This window comes from Promicromonospora sp. NPDC057138, from assembly GCF_042670845.1.
Lineage (GTDB): Bacteria > Actinomycetota > Actinomycetes > Actinomycetales > Cellulomonadaceae > Promicromonospora.
In genome coordinates this window covers 43,731-59,308 of record NZ_JBHUUX010000034.1, presented here as the reverse complement: position 1 = coordinate 59,308, position 15,578 = coordinate 43,731, and the positions used below count along the sequence as shown (strand labels likewise).

Below are 15,578 nucleotides of genomic sequence, written 5' to 3'. Positions count from 1 at the left end.
TTGATAGGCCGGATGTGGAAGACAGGACTGAAGACTGTCGGAGCTGACCGGTACTAACTGCCAACAACTTCACAACACACCATTACTGCTAATAAAAGTTTCATGGTTGTTACGCGTCCACTATGCGGTTCCCGAGTCACGGGCACCACCCCCCACACCCACGTGAACCCTTGCGGGTTTTACGCGGTGAGTGTGGCAGGGGTTGCCGTTCTCGATAGTGTTACGGTGGTCTTAGCGTAGGGGAAACGCCCGGTCCCATTCCGAACCCGGAAGCTCAGCCCTACAGCGCCGATGGTACTGCCCTGGAGACGGGGTGGGAGAGTAGGACGCCGCCGGACAACCATTCCCAGCAGGGGGTGGAACCAGTACGCGACCCATGGGTCGGGTGCTTGGTTCCACCCCTTGTTGCATTTCCTGTCTGGTTTCACACGTGAATAGGCCTCCCCCCCCGGCAGCCCAGTGATGAGGCCCGAAACCACCTCCAGTCTTGGGCTCGAGCGCTGGGCTGTCGCGGAATAGCCTGCTGGGCCGGCGCCGAACGGCCCGGACGAGCCGGCAGCCGTCGTGGGCAACTTGTCGCCCATACAGCGGCCGCGGCTATCGTGGCGTGTGTGAACGCAGATTCGACCCGCAGCGGCGCGGGCTCCACCAGCACTCAGCCCGCAGGCACTACCGACTCCGCGTGGCGCAGGGAGCATTTCGTCTCGTTGCTGCGTTTCGCCGAGGGTTCGATCCGTGAGGACGGAGCGGCCTGCTGGCTCGACGACGACGGGCGCCCTGACCGGATGCATCCCGTGGAGACGTGGATCACGTCGCGGATGGCGCACATCTTCGCGGTCGGGCATCTGCTGGGAGTGAGCGGCGCGGACGAGTACGCCGCGCGAGCTATCAGCGGTCTTCAGAATGTCCTGGCGGATCCGGAGTTCGGCGGATGGCTCGCTTCCCGCGGTGAGGGCGATGACCTCGTGGGGACGAAGCAGGCCTACGCGCACGCGTTCGTGGTGCTTGCCGCGTCGACGGGCAAGGTAGCAGGCATCGCCGGTGCGTCGGAGCTGCTCACCCGGGCCCTCGCCGTGCTCGACGCGCGGTTCTGGGAGCCGGAGCAGAAGCTGCACCTGGACGAGCGGTCGCGGGACTGGTCAGCGACGTCGGACTACCGGGGGGTGAACGCGAACATGCACTCCGTCGAGGCGCTGCTCGCGGCGCATGCCGCGACCGGGGACGGCCTCTGGCTCCAGCGAGCTGCCGCGATCGGTGACCGGGTGGTGCGCTGGGCGAAGTCGAACGGCTGGCGGATCCCCGAACACTTCGACGCCGCGTGGAACCCGCTCCTCGAGTACAACGCGGACCGGCCGCACGACCCGTTCAAGCCGTACGGCGCGACCCCGGGGCACGGTCTCGAATGGGCCCGGCTGCTGCTGCAGATCGACGCTGAAGCCGGCACACCCGGCCGCCGCACCGAGGCTGCCACCGCGCTCTTCGACCAGGCTGTCGAGGACGGGTGGGACGCCGAGCGCGGGGGCGGCTTCGTCTACACCACCGACTGGCAGGGCACGCCGGTCGAGCCGCGCCGTTTCCACTGGGTGGCAGCCGAGGCCGTCGCCACCGCACAGGTGCTGGGGCGGGTCACCGGCGACGCGCGCTACGCCGAGCTCGAGCGCGAATGGTGGGGTTGGATCCGGGAGCACCTCGTCGACGCCGAGCGCGGTTCCTGGCACCACGAGCTCGACACCGAGAACCGCCCGTCGGGCCGCACCTGGGTCGGCAAGCCCGACGTCTATCACGCTGCCCAGGCGGTGATCCTGTCGGAGCTGCCACTGACGGGCTCGTTCGCCGCCTCGGCACAGCGGGCGGGCCAGATCCTGGCCTGACACACGGCGCCACCTCGGGACGTGGACGACGCTCGCGAACCGCGTATCACGCCGGGTACAGGTCGACCTCGGTCGCCTTGACCGTGAACCAGACCGTGTCACCCGGCGTGACCATGAGGTCGATCGCCGCCTGGGGTGTGATGTCCGCACAGAGCTGGCCTGCCCTGACCCGGACCAGGTCGCCGTGGGGTTCGAGGGCGGTCACCGTCGCCGGCCAGCAGTTGCGCGGGGAGCCGGCTGCGCGCTGGGGAAAGACCGACACCGTCGAGGGGCGGAACGCGGCGACCATCGGGTCCCCGGCGGCGGGTTCGACGCGGTCCGTACCCCCGCCATCGTCGTGCAGCCGTCCCTGTACCACGTCACCGGTCGGGGTACGGATCCCGCGGACGGCCCAGGTGCCCGCAATGATGTTCAGGCCGGCGATCCGGGCAGCGAACGCGCTCCGTGGCCTGGCGAGAACCTCGCGGGTGGGGCCGAGCTCGACGACGCGGCCGCCGTCGAGCACTGCCACCCGATCAGCGAGCAGGAGCGCATCGAGCACGTCGTGCGTGGCGATGACCACCGTCTGCTCACCGAGGACCTCGCGCAGCAGGTGCCGCAGCGCCGGGGTGACGTCGACGTCGAGGGCGGCCATCGGCTCGTCCAGCAGCAGGAGACGCGGCTTCGCCGCCAGCGCGCGGGCCACCGCCACACGTTGTGCCTGCCCGCCGGAGATGGCTGACGGCCGACGTTCTCCGAGGTCGGACAGGCCGATCCGGGCCAGCCAGCGGTCGGCGTCCACGGCGGCATCCCCGCGCGAGGCACCACGGGCCCGAGGCCCGAACGCGATGTTGTGCCGCACCGAGAGGTGCGGGAACAGCAAGGGGTCCTGCGCCAGCAGAGCGACCTGCCGCGCGTGCGGCGGCACCCAGGCGCGGGTGCGGCCGGCCTCGACGTGGGTGAGCGTGCGGCCGCCGAGCGAGACCCGGCCGTCGTGCGGACGCAGCAGCCCTGCCGCCACGGCCAGGAGGGTGGACTTGCCCGCGCCGTTCGGGCCGAGCAGGGCGACCGTCTCGCCGTCGGCGACCTCGAGGTCGACCTGGACGTCGCGGTCCGGGAGGCTCGCGGAGAGGCTGAGACTCACAGTGCGCCCCGGTGACGTCGGGTGAAGCCGATCACGAGCACGGCCACCGAGACGAGCACAAGCGACAACGCGACCGCCGCGTCGGCGTCGGTCTCTCGCTGCAGGTAGATCTCCAACGGAAGCGTGCGCGTCACGCCCTCCAGGCTGCCGGCGAAGGTGATGGTTGCCCCGAACTCGCCCAGGCAGCGGGCGAACGACAGCACCGTGCCGGACACCAGGCCCGGCCACACGAGCGGCAGCGTCACCCGGAACAGGACCGTGGTGGGCCGGGCACCCAGGGTCGCGGCCACTGTGTCGTACCGCGTCCCGGCCGTGCGCAGGGCGCCCTCCAGGCTGATCACGAGGAACGGCAGGGCGACGAAGGTCTGCGCCAGGACGACGGCGACGGTGGAGAACGCGATCTGGATCCCAGCCATCTCCAGCGTCTCACCGAGCAGGCCCCGCCGCCCGAAGGTGTACAGGAGCGCGATCCCGCCGACCACGGGCGGCAGGACGAGCGGGATCAGTACCAGTGAACGCAGCAGGTCGAGCCCGGCGAAGCGAGCGCGGGCCAGGACCAGCGCCAGCGGTATGCCGACGACCAGGCACACCAGCGTGCTCGTCGCGGAGGTGCGCAGACTCAGGAGCAACGCCGCGACCGACGACTCGCTGCTGATCAGGGCCCAGAAGTTCGTCCAGTCCACGCGCGCCGTCAGCGCCGCGAGCGGGAGGACCACCAGGAGCGCCCCCACCGCCGCGACGGCGCCGACCCATCGCGGGATCATGGGCCCGCGAAACCGGCGTCGGCCAGCACCCGCTGTCCCTCCGGGCCCAGGACCGCCTCGACGAACTCCTGGGCGAGCTCCGGCTGTGCGCTGTCCCTCAGGGCCGAGACGGGGTAGACGTTGATCGCGTCGTCCGACTCGGGGAAATCGATGCCCTCGACCCGGTCGCCGGCGCCACGAACGTCCGTGACGTAGACAAGGCCGGCGTCGGCCTCACCCGTGATCACCTTGTTGAGCACGTCGGTGACGCTCTGTTCCTCGCTGACCGGTGAGAAGGTGAGCCCTGCCGCGGCCTCGACGCGTTCGGTCGCGGCGCCGCACGGCACCTCCGGTGCGCACACCACCAGGTTCAGGTCGTCCGCGGCCAGGTCCGCCAGCGATGTCACCCCCGCGGGATTGTCCGGCGGCACCGCGATCGTCAGCGTGTTCGACGCGAAGTCGGTGGGGGACCCGGTCACGAGGTCGTCGGCGACGAGCTTGTCCATGTTCGTGGTGTCCGCCGAGGCGAACACGTCCGCGGGGGCGCCCTGCTGGATCTGGGCGACGAGGTCCGAGGAACCGGCGAAGGAGAGCTCGACGTCGACCCCCTCGTGCGCCGCCTCGAAGTCCGCAGCGATCTGCTCGAACGCGCTCGTGAGCGACGCGGCCGCGTAGACCGTGAGCGTCCGGTCCGACGTCGCGCCCTCGGCGTTGCCGCCGTCGGGCCCACCGCAGGCCGTCAGTGCGCACGCCGCGAGGACGCCCGCCGTCGTCAGGGCCGCGATCCGCGCGTACGCGTTCATGCGGAACCCTTCCGGTCCTCGGTCTCGATCACGACGTTCGTCGACTTGATGACCGCGACTGCCACGGAACCTGGTTCCAGCCCGAGGTCGCGGACGGCTTCGCTGCTCATCAGGGAGACGACTCGGAACGGGCCGCACTGGAGCTCGACCTGCGCCATCACCGGGTCCGTCCGGATGTCGGTGACCAGGCCGACGAAGCGATTGCGTGCCGAGCTGCGCAGGCCCGGAGGCAGGCTGGGTGGGGCGGCGTGCTCGCGCGCCACCATGGCTACCGCGTAACCGTCCACCACCATCCGGCCGGACTCGTCCGCCTGGGCGCTGAGCAGTCCGCGGTCGATCCACCGACGCACCGTGTCGTCGCTCACGCCGAGATAGGCGGCGGCCTCTCGAATCCTCATGTGCGGCACGGAATGGACGGTAGCACCGTGTTCGCGACTTCAGATAGCCTCGTTCGTCCTGGATCGCGGCAGCTCACCCGGCGCCGAGTCCGTCCCGGCGCACTGTGGACGGCGTACGGGAGACAATGGGTTCATGAGGATCTCCGCACGAGCCGACTACGCCGTCCGGGCAGCCGCCGAGCTCGCGGCCGCCGACCAGGACGGACCTGTCCGCGCCGAGGCACTGGCCCGGGCGCAGGACATCCCCCACCGCTTCCTGGAGGGGATCCTGAGCGATCTGCGCCGCGACGGGCTCGTCACGAGCCACCGCGGGGCGGGTGGCGGATACCGGCTGGCACGGGCGGCCGAGACGATCACCATCGCCGACGTGGTGCGCGCCGTGGACGGGCCGCTGGTCTTCGTCCGCGGGAACCGGCCGTCCGACCTGGAGTTCCAGGGACCGGCCGCGCCCCTGCTGCACGTGTGGGTGGCGCTGCGCGCCAACGTGCGCGCGGTGCTGGAGGCCGTGTCGCTGGCCGACCTGGTGGCGGGGACGCTGCCGGCCGACATCCGGGCGCTGACGCAGGGCGAGTCGGCCTGGTCCAACACGTAAGAAGCTCATGAGCCGGAGGGGCGCCGGTCGAACTTTGCATGCGCACTTATCCGATGACTGAGATGATTGTTGTTTCCGACCGGGCTAGTTGGTTACCCTGCATGGGGGCCACTTTCGAGTGGCCCGTGCCGTAACCCCCGGACCTGGAAGGTCATCGACCATGAGAACCCTGATCCTGCTCGCGCTCGTCGGCCTCGGCGCGCAGCTGGTGGATGGCAGTCTGGGCATGGCCTATGGCGTCACCTCCACGACGCTGCTGCTGGCCATCGGCACCAACCCCGCCGCGGCGTCGGCCACTGTGCACCTCGCCGAGATCGGCACCACGCTGGCCTCGGGCGCCTCGCACTGGCGCTTCGGCAACGTGGACTGGAAGGTCGTTGCCCGCATCGGCATCCCCGGTGCGATCGGCGCGTTCGCCGGTGCCACGTTCCTGTCCTCGCTCTCGACCGAGATCGCAGCGCCGGTGATGTCGCTGATCCTGCTGGGGCTGGGCCTCTACGTGCTGCTGCGCTTCACGGTGCAGGGCCTGCCGGCGCGCTCGGACAAGCCGCTGCGCCGCCGGTTCCTCACCCCGCTCGGCCTGGTGGCCGGCTTCATGGACGCCACCGGCGGTGGCGGCTGGGGCCCCGTGGGCACGCCCGCGATCCTGGCGAGCGGCCGCTTGGAGCCGCGCAAGGTGATCGGCTCGATCGACACCAGCGAGTTCTTCGTGGCGATCGCGGCGAGCGCCGGATTCTTCGTCGGCCTCAGCGGCGAGGGCATCGACCTCTATTGGGTGCTGGCCCTGCTCATCGGTGGCCTGATCGCCGCGCCGATCGCCGCCTGGCTCGTGCGGCTCGTGCCGCCGCGTGTCCTCGGCTCGCTCGTGGGCGGCGTCATCGTCCTCACGAACACGCGGACGCTGCTGAACAGCGACTGGATGGCCGCCGGCGACGGCGTGAAGACCGCCGTGTACGTGGTGATCTGGATCGGCTGGGTCGCCGCGGTGGCCTGGTCCGTGCGCGCGTACCGCCGGGATAAGGCCGTCAAGGCCGCGCAGCCGCAGGAGTCGGACGTCAAGCCCCAGGAGCCGGAGGCCGATAGCGTGTCGGTATGACGTCCGACCGGGTAGCGGTGATCACCGTCTCCGACCGTTGTGCACGCGGCGAGGCCGAGGATCGGTCCGGCCCGACGGCGGTGTCGCTCCTGGAACAGGCCGGCCTCACCGACGTGAGCACCTACCTGGTGCCTGACGGCGTCGAGGAGGTCCGGACCGCGCTGCGGACCGCGCTCGACGACGGCGCGCGGCTCGTGATCACCACCGGCGGCACGGGGATCACGCCACGTGACCTCACCCCCGAGGGCACGCGCGAGGTGCTCGACTACGAGATCCCGGGGATCGCGGAGTCGGTCCGCCAGCAGGGCATCGCGGCGGGTGTGCCCACTGCCGCGCTCTCCCGGGGGCTGGCCGGAGTGGCCCGTGGCGCGGGCGGGACGCGCTCGCTCGTCGTGAACCTGCCGGGATCGTCCGGTGGGGTCCGCGACGGGCTCCAGGTGGTGCTCACCCTCTGGGCGCACGTCCGCTCCCAGCTCGAGGGCGGCGACCACCCGCCCCCCGCCACGCCGACGTAGAACCAGGGTGAGGTAGGTCGGCCTCGGCGGAGCGGGGTCAGCCGCCCGCGAAGGGGGGGAGGACGTCCACCGTTGCGGTGTCCGGGATTGTCGCCTCGTCCGACGGCGCGCGGGCGCCCGCTATCAGCAAGGCGCACTTCGGGAGAACGGCGGCCAGGGCCGGGTGCGCGGTCGCGAGGGTCCCGCGGAGGGCGCCGACCGACGTCGGGCCGGCGAGCTGTTCGGTGGTGAGACCGGCGGCCTCGCGGGCACCGGCGAAGTAGCGGACTGTGATCATTCCGCGCGCACCCAGTCGCCGGACTTGCCACCGGTCTTGCGCTCCAGCCGCACGTCCGCCAGCGTCACGGACTTGTCCAGGCCCTTGACCATGTCGACCACGGCCAGGCCCGCGACGGCCACGGCCGTGAGGGCCTCCATCTCGACGCCCGTGCGGTCGGCGGTGCGGACGGTCGCCGTGATCGAGACGCCGTCGTCGGTCACCTCGAGGTCCACCGCCGCGCCGTGCACGCCGATCACGTGCGCCAGCGGCAGCAGCTCGGGCGTCTTCTTGGCCGCGGCGATGCCCGCGATGCGGGCCACCGCCAGCACGTCGCCCTTGGGCACCGCGCCGTCGCGCAGCGCCCGCACGACGGCGGGGCCGCAGCGGACCGTGCCCGAGGCCGTCGCGGAGCGGATGGTCGGCTGCTTGGCGGTGACGTCGACCATGCGGGCCTGGCCACGGTCGTCCAGATGCGTGAAGCTCACGGGACCAGGGTGTCATGGGCCGGCAGGTGCGCGAGGCGCGCGACGGCGTCTGAGACCTGGTCCGGCGTGACGGACCCCAGGCACGGATGGCCCGGCAGGGGACACGTGCTCGCCCCCGTTGCGCGGCACGCGGCTCCCTGGTCGCCGAGGACAAGCCGGGGCACCCCGTACGGCACCCACCGGTCCGCGGGCACGACCGGGGCGAACAGGCTGACCACCGGCGTGCTGACGGCCGCGGCCAGGTGCGCGGGCCCGGTGTTCCCGACCACCACGCACGCCGCCGACTCCAGGACGGCGGCGAGCTGGGCCAGGGTCGTGTGCCCGCCCAGATCGGTGGCGTGGCCGCCCGCCACGTAGGCGGTGAGCTCGCGCTCGGCGGCGGAACCGGTCACGAGCACGTCCCAGCCGTCGCGCGCGAGGTGCCCGGCGATGGCCCGGGCATCCTCCGGGAGCGGCGCCCGGGCGGGCACGGAGGCCCCCGGGTGCACGACGACGGAGCGCCGCACCCCGGTGCCCCCGGCCCCCAGGGCGTGCTCCGCGGTGCGCGGCACGGCGGGCAGCGGACGGCGGACGGCGAGCAGCCCGTCGTCGTCCACCGGCAGGCGCGCTCCGGCCTGATCGGCGAGGTCGAGGCAGGCCTCGACCTCGTGCAGCCCCGGCGGGCGGTGGTGTCGCACGTCCAGCAGCGAGCCGGGGTGATCCTCGGTCGCCGCGACGATATGGCGCACCCCGGCCAGGCGGGCCAGGAGCGCCATCGGGAGCGGCGACTGGCCGGAGGACGTGAAGATCACCGCGAGCTGGTAGCGGCGCGCGACCAGGTCGGCCACGAGGTCGAGCAGGGCCTCGGGCGAGACCCGGGGCGGCTTCGCGCCACACCACGGCGCGTCGAACCGGAGGACCTCGGTCACCCCGGGCAGCAGGTCCGCTGCCTGCAGGCCCGAGGCGGAGACCAGGAGGTCCACCTGGTCGTACGTCGCGGCCAGGGCACGCACGGCAGGCCCGGTCAGCAGCACGGCACCGTCGCTGTCCAGCCGAACCGCGAGCACCCGGACCGGGCGGCTGAGGGACATGGCAGGTGACCTCCACGGAGGGGCGTCAACGGGCTTCTTCCGGTTCTTCAACACTCACCGGCCGGAGAACCACTCGCATCTCCAACCGACTCTCGACGGCCTCGTCGCGTCCGCGCTGGTCGCGCCGTCCGCGCAGGTCAACGTGGTGCGAGGCCCTTCGTAGCTGGGCCCTCGAGCAGGGCGCCGTCCGGGTCGAAACGGGACCCGTGCACCGGGCAGTCCCAGGACTGCTCCTCGTCGTTCCAGCGCACGACGCCGCCGAAGTGGGGGCAGATCCGGGACACCCGCGTGACGCCGGGCCGCTGTCCCGACGGGCGGCCCACCGCGCAGGCCCAGCCCTTGGTCTGCTGGGCGAAGGTGGCGGCGGTGTGGCTGCTCGGTACGGGCGGCCGGGCCCACGGCTCGAGCGCCGGGCCCCACTCCACGGGTTCGCCGAGGATGCGGCCGGCGAGCGCCAGCCCGGCCGCGGCCCCGCTGGTGAGGCCCCACTTGCCGTAGCCCGTGGCGACGAGCACCCGCTCGTCGCGCGGGACGGCGGGCCCGACGAACGGCAGCCCGGTATCGCTGGTGTAGTCCTGAGCCGCCCACGCGTGCCGGGACGGGCCCACCGGGAGATGCCCGCGGGTCCACTCGTCGAGCACGGCCAGCCGGCGAGCGGGGTCGCGCTCCCGGCCGACGACGAAGCCCTCGCCGCCCACCATGAGCAGCCCGTCGGCCATGCGGAGCGAACGTATGGGCGGCCCGGCGGTGATCGACATCGTCTCGGCGAACCCCGGCGGCAGCGCGCCGGGGTCGGGCACCTCCCGCGTGGTGAGCAGGCTGCGGCCCGCCTCCAGCCGGAGGATCAGGCCGCCCTGCCGCCCGGGCGGGACGGCGGTGGCCAGCACGACGCGGTCGGCGAGCACGGTGCCGCGGGTGGTGCGCAGCGCGACGCCGGTCCCCAGCCGGTGCACCTGCCGGACCCGGACGCCGTCGTGCACCGGGACGCCGCGCGAGCGCAGGCGGGCACGGAGCGCCGAGAGCATGCGCAGCGGGTCGACCTGGGCCTGGCCGGGCAGGCGCACTGCACCGAGCGTCCGCGCGGGATACGGCGGGTCCTCCTCCCACTGCGCGGCGAGCCCCTGCCGGGCGCAGGTCGCGAGCACGGCGTCGACGTCGGCCACCTGCTCGGGGGTGGTCGCCACGGTCAGGTCGTCGCGGCTCTCGACCGGCACGTTCAGGTCCTCCAGGGTGCGGCGCAGCCACCCGAGCCCCGCGAAGCCGGCCGCGAGGTAGTCGCGCACCACGTCGTCGCCGTGCCGGGCGATGCGCGCGAGCCGGGTGCCCTGGAGCACCGAGAGCTTGCCGGTCGAGCGGGCCGTGGTGGTCATGCGGGCGGTCCCTGCGTCGAGCACCACGACGTTCGCGCCGCCTTCGGCGAGGAGCTGGGCGGTGACGACGCCGGTGAGCCCCGCGCCGACCACCGCCACGTCGGTGCGCAGCGGGCCGGGGGCCAGGATCCCTTGGGTGCCGATGCCGGCGTCGCCGGGATCCGTCGTCGCGTCGTGGGGGCTCTCGCTCACGGTGCACCTCCTGTGCCGGTGTTCGGTCCCTGCGCCGGGCTCCTTCAGGCTGGCACGAGGCCGCGCCGCTCGCACCGGACAGCCCGGGGAGTCACCGGACAACTCGGAGCCGGACAACTCGGAGGAGGAAAGGGGCTCCCCTACCCGGGCGAGTCGCTCTACAATCGAGAGCGCGGAGTCATGAAGCGGCTCCCGGTCCGCATCGGATCTGGGAGGGATACATGCCCCCTTTCAAGCAGCCCAGGCTCGCTCTCGTGGACGGCGCCGGAGGCGACACCGCGACACCGCCACCGAACGTCTCGGTGGGAGACCTGGCACAGGCTCTCGGCCTGGGGACCAACCTGCTCGTCGGCCGCTATCGCGTCGAGCTCGGCTCGGGGACCTGGTGGTGGTCGGACGAGGTCTACACCATGCACGGCTGGAAGCGGCACGAGGTCGAACCGGGCCTCGAAGCGCTGTGCTCGCGGAAGCACCCTGACGATCGCGGCCGCATGGTCCGTGCCGCCGCCGAGGCGCTGCGGTTCGGCAGGCCGTTCGCCTGCGCGCACCGGATCGTCGACCGGAAGGGCCGTACGCGCTCGCTGGTCGTCATCGGCCAGGGCTGGCGCGGCAGCGAGGACCGGCCGCCCGAGCTGGCCGGGTACGTCATCGACGTCACGCCGGTCGAGAAGGAGGCGCTGACCCGCCGGTCGGACGGCGTGGTCACCAGGGCCTTCGTCAGCCAGGCGGTGATCGAGCAGGCCAAGGGCGTCATCGTCGCGGTCCGCGGCGTGGACGACGAGACCGCCGGCCACCTGCTGCTCGACGCCGCTAGCAAGGCGGGCGTACCGCTGCGGCTGGCGGCCGACCAGGTCATGACCAGGCTGCGCGCCGAGAGCGGGAAGCAGGGCGTCACGCAGGCCGCGCTGACGCGCGCGCTCGACGGCATCGAGCCCGTGGGCCGGCCGCGGGGCCACGACCCGCTGCTGACCCGGCGGCCGCGCAAGCTCGCGGGCTGAGGCTGGCTGAGGTGGGCTCGGGTTGGGTCGGCCGCGGGTCGAGCCCGCTCGGGGGCCGGGGGGCCAGTGCGTCGGACGGCGTGGTGTGCCGAGTGTCGTCAGCGCGCCGATCGGCGGGCGGCAAGCCCCCGGGCGGCCTTGTGCGCGCCCTTGGCCGCCAGGCGCTTGGCGAGCACCGCCGTGCCGGCGGCGACCGCCGCGAACACGGTGGCCTGCACCAGGTCCAGCTCTGGGTCGTCCGGCTTGTTGGGCGCGTCGTTACCCGTCACGCCCTTCCAGATCATGCCGACCGCCTTTTGCGCGACCCAGCCGGCCGCGAGCGTCAGGGCGAGAGTGCCGACCTTCTCGGCGAGTGTCTGTTCCGTCTCAATCTGGGCCACCTCCACACCGTAGCCCCCGACGGGCCAGTAGTCTGGTTGGACACGACAGGGGAGCGCCCCACGGGCGCTGAGAGTGCGGACAACCGCAGACCCTTGAACCTGATCCGGGTCACACCGGCGGAGGAAGTCGAGGCACGATGTTGCGTCTTTCGGGTGCCCACAGGGGCACCGTGCACACCGGGACGGTCGGAGCGGTCGCCGCGGCGGCAGCCGTCGCACTGCTGGTCGCCGGTTGTTCCGGCGGCCCGGGGTCCGGTGGCTCCGAGACCGGCGGGGGAGACCCGTCGGCGTCGGGCACCGTGACGCTGGTGACCCACGACTCCTGGGCGCTCGACGACAAGCTGATCGACCGGTTCGAGAAGCAGTCCGGCATGACCGTCGAGGTCAGCGCCGCGGGCGACGCCGGAACCCTGGTGAACCAGCTCGTCCTGACCAAGGACGCCCCGCTCGGCGACGCCGTGTTCGGCATCGACAACACGTTCGCCTCCCGTGCGCTGGAGGCGGGAGTGGTCGAGGCGTACACGCCCGCCGACCTGCCCGACGGCGTCGAGCAGGTCGGCGGGGCGCTCACCCAGATCGACCAGGGCGACGTGTGCGTGAACGCGGACGAGGCCTGGTTCGAGAAGTCCGGCCTGGAGGTGCCGAAGACCCTGGAGGACCTGGCCGACCCGAAGTACCGGGACCTGCTCGTGGTGACCAACCCGGCGACGTCGTCCCCCGGGCTCGCCTTCCTGCTGGCGACCATCGGGGCGTTCGGCGAGGACGGCTTCGAGGACTACTGGGCCTCGCTCGTGGACAACGGCGTGAAGGTCGCCGACTCCTGGGAGGACGCGTACTACGTGGACTTCTCGGGCGCCGGGGAGGGCGGCAAGCGGCCGCTCGCGCTGTCGTACGCGACGTCGCCGGCGTTCACGGTGAGCGAGGACGGCTCCACGTCGACCACGAGCGCCCTGCTGGAGACGTGCTTCCGGCAGGTCGAGTACGCGGGCGTCCTGGCCGGCGCCGACAACCCCGAGGGCGCGCAGGAGCTGGTGGACTTCCTGCTCACCCAGGACGTCCAGGCCGCGCTGCCGGAGTCGATGTACATGTACCCGGCCGACTCCTCGGTGCAGCTCCCGAAGGACTGGCAGAAGTTCGCGCCCCAGGCCGACGCGCCGTTCGAGGTGGAGCCCGCCGACGTGAGCGAGCACCGCGACGAGTGGATCGAGCGGTGGACCGAGACCGTAGTCGGCTGAGGCGGCCGCTGGGCCTGAAGCCCGCTGCGCTGCTCTGGGGGACGGCGGTCGCCGTCCCCCTCGGCTTCCTCGCGGTCTTCTTCGCCTGGCCCGTGGCCGCGCTCGTGGCACGCGGTTTCGTGCCCGACGGCGTGCTGGACCTCACCGGCTTCACCGAGGTGCTGTCCCGCCCGCGTACGTGGCGGTTCGTCGGGCTCACGCTGACCCAGGCAGTGCTCGGCACCGCGTTCTCGGTGCTCCTCGGCCTGCCGCTCGCCTATCTCCTGTACCGGCGTTCGTTCCCCGGACGCACCCTGGTGCGCGGGCTCGTGACCGTGCCGTTCGTGCTGCCCGCCGTGGTGGTCGGCGTCGCGTTCCGCGCCTTGTTCGCCCCGGGCGGCACGCTCGGGTTCCTCGGGCTGGAGGAGTCGCTGGCCGGGATCGTCGTCGCGCTCGTCTTCTTCAACGTGTCAGTGGTGGTGCGGACGGTCGGCGGGCTGTGGGAGCGGCTCGACCCGCGCACCGAGCAGGCCGCCGCATCCCTCGGCGCGAGCCCCGCGCGGGTGTTCCGGACGGTGACCCTGCCGTCCCTGGCGCCCGCCGTGGCGTCGGCGGCCTCGGTGGTGTTCCTGTTCTGCGCTACCGCCTTCGGAGTGGTGCTGGTGCTCGGCGGGGTGCGGTACGGGACCATCGAGACCGAGATCTGGACCCGCACCACCCAGTTCCTGGACCTGCGGTCCGCGTCGGTGCTGTCGATCCTGCAGCTCCTCGTCATCTCGGCGACCCTCGCGGCGTCCGCGCGGGCGCGCCGGCGGCGGGAGGCTGCGCTGCGGCTCGTGTCCTCGCGGGGCGCGGCCCGGCCGCTGTCCTGGCGCTCGCCCGCGGACGTGGCGGTCGCGCTGGCGGGGGCGGCGATCGTCGTCGGGCTCATGCTGCTGCCGCTCGCCGGGCTGGTCGCCCGGTCCCTCCGGGAGCCCGACGGGTCCTGGGGCCCGGGCAACTACGTGGCCCTCGGGACCACCGGCGAGCGGAACGCACTCGTGGTGACCGTGTGGGAGGCCACTGCCACCTCGCTGCGCATCGCCCTGGTCGCGACGGTGCTCTCGCTGGTCGTGGGCGGGCTCGTGGCGCTCGTCGTGTCCCGCCGGCCGCGGTCCGTGGGGGCGCGCCGCGCCGTCGGCACCCTGGACGGGCTGTTCATGCTCCCGCTCGGCGTGTCCGCCGTGACCGTCGGCTTCGGGTTCCTCATCACCATGGACCAGCCCGTGCTCGGCCTGGACCTGCGCACGTCCGGGCTGCTCGTGCCGGTGGCGCAGGCCGTCGTCGCCGTGCCGCTCGTCGTCCGCACCGTGCTGCCGGTGCTGCGGGCGATCGACCCCCGGCTGCGCGAGGTCGCCGCGGTGCTCGGCTCCGGCCCCGGCCGCGTGCTGCGGACCGTGGACCTCCCGATCGCCCTGCGGTCGGTCGGGCTGGCCACCGGGTTCGCGTTCGCGGTGTCGCTCGGCGAGTTCGGCGCCACGTCGTTCCTCGCGCGGCCCGACGGCGCGACGCTGCCCGTCGTGATCTACCGCCTCATCGGGCGGCCCGGCGCTGAGAACTACGGGATGGCGCTCGCGGCGTCGGTGGTGCTCGCCGCGCTGACCGCGACGGTCATGATGGTGGCGGAGCGACTGCGCGACGAGCGCGCCGGAGGGGAGTTCTGATGGCGGGGCTGGAGGCCGGGCTGGAGGTCCGGGACGTCTCGGTCCGGTACGGCGGTACGACGGCGGTGGACGGGGTGTCGCTGGACGTCGACCCCGGCGAGGTGGTGGCGCTGCTCGGGCCGAGCGGCTGCGGCAAGTCCAGCCTGCTGCGGGCCGTGGCCGGGCTGGAGCCGCTGGCGGGCGGGCACGTGCTGTACGACGGCGCCGACCTGGCCGGGCTGCCGGTGCACAAGCGCCGGTTCGGGCTGATGTTCCAGGAGGGTCAGCTCTTCCCGCACCGGGACGTGCGGCGGAACGTGGCCTACGGGCTGGAGACGCAGGACTTGTCCCGGGCGGAACGCGATGCCCGCGTGACCGCGCTGCTCGGCCTGGTGGGGCTTGCCGGCTACGAGCAGCGGGCCGTGCCCACGCTGTCGGGTGGGGAGCAGCAGCGGGTGGCCCTCGCGCGGGCCCTGGCGCCGCGACCGCGCCTGCTGCTGCTCGACGAGCCGCTGTCGGCCCTCGACCGGCAGCTCCGCGAGCGGCTAGCGGGCGAGGTGCGTGCGGCACTGGTCGAGACCGGCACGACGGCGGTCTTCGTCACGCACGACCACGCCGAGGCGGCCGCCGTGGCCGACCGGGTCGGCGTGATGGACCGCGGGCGGTTGCTCCAGGTAGCCGCGCCGGACGAGCTGCGAGCCGCCCCGGCGTCGGACCAGGTGGCGGAGTTCCTGGGCCTGCGCGGCTGAGCCACTCGCCGAGACAGCACTGCGCGCCGCTCTGCCCT

General features: G+C 72.9%; 17 protein-coding genes, 1 rRNA gene and 1 riboswitch. Of the genes, 9 read left to right on the top strand and 9 right to left on the bottom strand.

What is annotated here, in order from left to right; translation table 11 throughout:
- The first annotated feature begins 221 nt into the window (after positions 1–221).
- Both rrf and ACFT2C_RS18160 read left to right on the top strand, forming a co-directional pair.
- A 5S ribosomal RNA gene (gene rrf, locus ACFT2C_RS18165) occupies positions 222–338 on the top strand.
- A gap of 273 nt (positions 339–611) precedes the next feature.
- Positions 612–1,871 carry an AGE family epimerase/isomerase gene (locus ACFT2C_RS18160; protein WP_377208471.1) on the top strand — a complete coding sequence of 420 codons (1,260 nt, stop codon included), beginning with the start codon at positions 612–614 and terminating at the stop codon, positions 1,869–1,871.
- Between the two features lie 46 nt (positions 1,872–1,917).
- Here ACFT2C_RS18160 and ACFT2C_RS18155 read toward each other — a convergent pair whose 3' ends face one another.
- From ACFT2C_RS18155 to ACFT2C_RS18140, 4 genes are read right to left on the bottom strand one after another with little or no spacing between them, the layout of a single operon-like run.
- On the bottom strand, positions 1,918–2,994 hold the full coding sequence (locus ACFT2C_RS18155) for a sulfate/molybdate ABC transporter ATP-binding protein (protein WP_377208470.1): 1,077 nt from the start codon (positions 2,992–2,994) through the stop codon (positions 1,918–1,920).
- Positions 2,991–3,758 carry an ABC transporter permease gene (locus ACFT2C_RS18150; RefSeq protein ID WP_377208469.1) on the bottom strand — a complete coding sequence of 256 codons (768 nt, stop codon included), beginning with the start codon at positions 3,756–3,758 and terminating at the stop codon, positions 2,991–2,993. Before ACFT2C_RS18150 ends, ACFT2C_RS18155 begins: the two co-directional genes overlap by 4 nt.
- Positions 3,755–4,540 carry a molybdate ABC transporter substrate-binding protein gene (gene modA, locus ACFT2C_RS18145; RefSeq protein WP_377208468.1) on the bottom strand — a complete coding sequence of 262 codons (786 nt, stop codon included), beginning with the start codon at positions 4,538–4,540 and terminating at the stop codon, positions 3,755–3,757. The genes ACFT2C_RS18150 and modA overlap by 4 nt, the downstream gene beginning before the upstream one ends.
- On the bottom strand, positions 4,537–4,947 hold the full coding sequence (locus ACFT2C_RS18140) for a molybdopterin-binding protein (protein WP_377208467.1): 411 nt from the start codon (positions 4,945–4,947) through the stop codon (positions 4,537–4,539). Before ACFT2C_RS18140 ends, modA begins: the two co-directional genes overlap by 4 nt.
- A 124-nt stretch (positions 4,948–5,071) precedes the next feature.
- Here ACFT2C_RS18140 and ACFT2C_RS18135 point away from each other — a divergent pair, with 124 nt between their 5' ends.
- The 3 genes from ACFT2C_RS18135 (at position 5,072) to ACFT2C_RS18125 (ending at position 7,141) form a co-directional block, all read left to right on the top strand.
- Complete coding sequence (locus ACFT2C_RS18135) at positions 5,072–5,530, top strand: RrF2 family transcriptional regulator (protein ID WP_377208466.1); 459 nt, start codon at positions 5,072–5,074, stop codon at positions 5,528–5,530.
- 160 nt (positions 5,531–5,690) lie between these two features.
- On the top strand, positions 5,691–6,626 hold the full coding sequence (locus ACFT2C_RS18130; RefSeq protein ID WP_377208465.1) for a sulfite exporter TauE/SafE family protein: 936 nt from the start codon (positions 5,691–5,693) through the stop codon (positions 6,624–6,626).
- A complete protein-coding gene (locus ACFT2C_RS18125; protein ID WP_377208464.1) occupies positions 6,623–7,141 on the top strand; it encodes a molybdenum cofactor biosynthesis protein B in 519 nt (172 codons plus the stop codon). Before ACFT2C_RS18130 ends, ACFT2C_RS18125 begins: the two co-directional genes overlap by 4 nt.
- A gap of 37 nt (positions 7,142–7,178) precedes the next feature.
- Here the strand turns inward: ACFT2C_RS18125 and ACFT2C_RS18120 are convergent, their stop codons facing one another.
- The 4 genes from ACFT2C_RS18120 to ACFT2C_RS18105 form a co-directional block, all read right to left on the bottom strand.
- Positions 7,179–7,418, bottom strand: coding sequence for a MoaD/ThiS family protein (locus tag ACFT2C_RS18120; RefSeq protein ID WP_377208463.1), 240 nt, complete (start codon positions 7,416–7,418; stop codon positions 7,179–7,181).
- Positions 7,415–7,885 carry a cyclic pyranopterin monophosphate synthase MoaC gene (gene moaC / locus ACFT2C_RS18115; protein WP_377208462.1) on the bottom strand — a complete coding sequence of 157 codons (471 nt, stop codon included), beginning with the start codon at positions 7,883–7,885 and terminating at the stop codon, positions 7,415–7,417. Before moaC ends, ACFT2C_RS18120 begins: the two co-directional genes overlap by 4 nt.
- Positions 7,882–8,955, bottom strand: coding sequence for a glycosyltransferase family 9 protein (locus tag ACFT2C_RS18110; RefSeq protein WP_377208461.1), 1,074 nt, complete (start codon positions 8,953–8,955; stop codon positions 7,882–7,884). Before ACFT2C_RS18110 ends, moaC begins: the two co-directional genes overlap by 4 nt.
- A 137-nt stretch (positions 8,956–9,092) precedes the next feature.
- A complete protein-coding gene (locus ACFT2C_RS18105; RefSeq protein WP_377208460.1) occupies positions 9,093–10,517 on the bottom strand; it encodes an FAD-dependent oxidoreductase in 1,425 nt (474 codons plus the stop codon).
- Positions 10,518–10,738: 221 nt separating this feature from the next.
- On the opposite strand from ACFT2C_RS18105, the gene ACFT2C_RS18100 reads away from it, so the two are divergent.
- On the top strand, positions 10,739–11,515 hold the full coding sequence (locus ACFT2C_RS18100) for a PAS and ANTAR domain-containing protein (RefSeq protein WP_377208459.1): 777 nt from the start codon (positions 10,739–10,741) through the stop codon (positions 11,513–11,515).
- A gap of 98 nt (positions 11,516–11,613) precedes the next feature.
- Here the strand turns inward: ACFT2C_RS18100 and ACFT2C_RS18095 are convergent, their stop codons facing one another.
- Entirely contained in the window at positions 11,614–11,895 is a 282-nt protein-coding gene (locus ACFT2C_RS18095; protein ID WP_377208458.1) for a DUF4235 domain-containing protein, read from the bottom strand.
- 37 nt (positions 11,896–11,932) lie between these two features.
- Positions 11,933–12,038: riboswitch (TPP riboswitch) on the top strand.
- Between ACFT2C_RS18095 and ACFT2C_RS18090 the strand changes: the two genes are divergently transcribed.
- The 3 genes from ACFT2C_RS18090 to ACFT2C_RS18080 all read left to right on the top strand — a co-directional run bounded on the left by ACFT2C_RS18090 (position 12,033) and on the right by ACFT2C_RS18080 (position 15,540).
- The gene (locus ACFT2C_RS18090) at positions 12,033–13,130 is read left to right on the top strand and encodes a thiamine ABC transporter substrate binding subunit (RefSeq protein WP_377208457.1); all 1,098 of its coding nucleotides are present in this window, start codon (positions 12,033–12,035) and stop codon (positions 13,128–13,130) included. (Overlaps the previous riboswitch by 6 nt.)
- A complete protein-coding gene (locus tag ACFT2C_RS18085; RefSeq protein WP_377208456.1) occupies positions 13,106–14,812 on the top strand; it encodes an ABC transporter permease in 1,707 nt (568 codons plus the stop codon). Before ACFT2C_RS18090 ends, ACFT2C_RS18085 begins: the two co-directional genes overlap by 25 nt.
- Entirely contained in the window at positions 14,812–15,540 is a 729-nt protein-coding gene (locus ACFT2C_RS18080; RefSeq protein WP_377208455.1) for an ABC transporter ATP-binding protein, read from the top strand. Before ACFT2C_RS18085 ends, ACFT2C_RS18080 begins: the two co-directional genes overlap by 1 nt.
- The last annotated feature ends 38 nt before the right edge of the window (positions 15,541–15,578 follow it).

What these genes read in the sequence shown, in the direction of transcription:
- ACFT2C_RS18130 (WP_377208465.1), top strand. Translation starts at nt 5,691, where the DNA reads ATGAGAACCCTGATCCTGCTCGCGCTCGTCGGCCTCGGCGCGCAGCTG.
- ACFT2C_RS18100 (WP_377208459.1), top strand. Translation starts at nt 10,739, where the DNA reads ATGCCCCCTTTCAAGCAGCCCAGGCTCGCTCTCGTGGACGGCGCCGGA.
- ACFT2C_RS18090 (WP_377208457.1), top strand. Translation starts at nt 12,033, where the DNA reads ATGTTGCGTCTTTCGGGTGCCCACAGGGGCACCGTGCACACCGGGACG.
- ACFT2C_RS18110 (WP_377208461.1), bottom strand. Translation starts at nt 8,955, where the DNA reads ATGTCCCTCAGCCGCCCGGTCCGGGTGCTCGCGGTTCGGCTGGACAGC.
- ACFT2C_RS18150 (WP_377208469.1), bottom strand. Translation starts at nt 3,758, where the DNA reads ATGATCCCGCGATGGGTCGGCGCCGTCGCGGCGGTGGGGGCGCTCCTG.
- ACFT2C_RS18125 (WP_377208464.1), top strand. Translation starts at nt 6,623, where the DNA reads ATGACGTCCGACCGGGTAGCGGTGATCACCGTCTCCGACCGTTGTGCA.
- modA (WP_377208468.1), bottom strand. Translation starts at nt 4,540, where the DNA reads ATGAACGCGTACGCGCGGATCGCGGCCCTGACGACGGCGGGCGTCCTC.
- ACFT2C_RS18080 (WP_377208455.1), top strand. Translation starts at nt 14,812, where the DNA reads ATGGCGGGGCTGGAGGCCGGGCTGGAGGTCCGGGACGTCTCGGTCCGG.
- ACFT2C_RS18120 (WP_377208463.1), bottom strand. Translation starts at nt 7,418, where the DNA reads ATGATCACAGTCCGCTACTTCGCCGGTGCCCGCGAGGCCGCCGGTCTC.
- ACFT2C_RS18135 (WP_377208466.1), top strand. Translation starts at nt 5,072, where the DNA reads ATGAGGATCTCCGCACGAGCCGACTACGCCGTCCGGGCAGCCGCCGAG.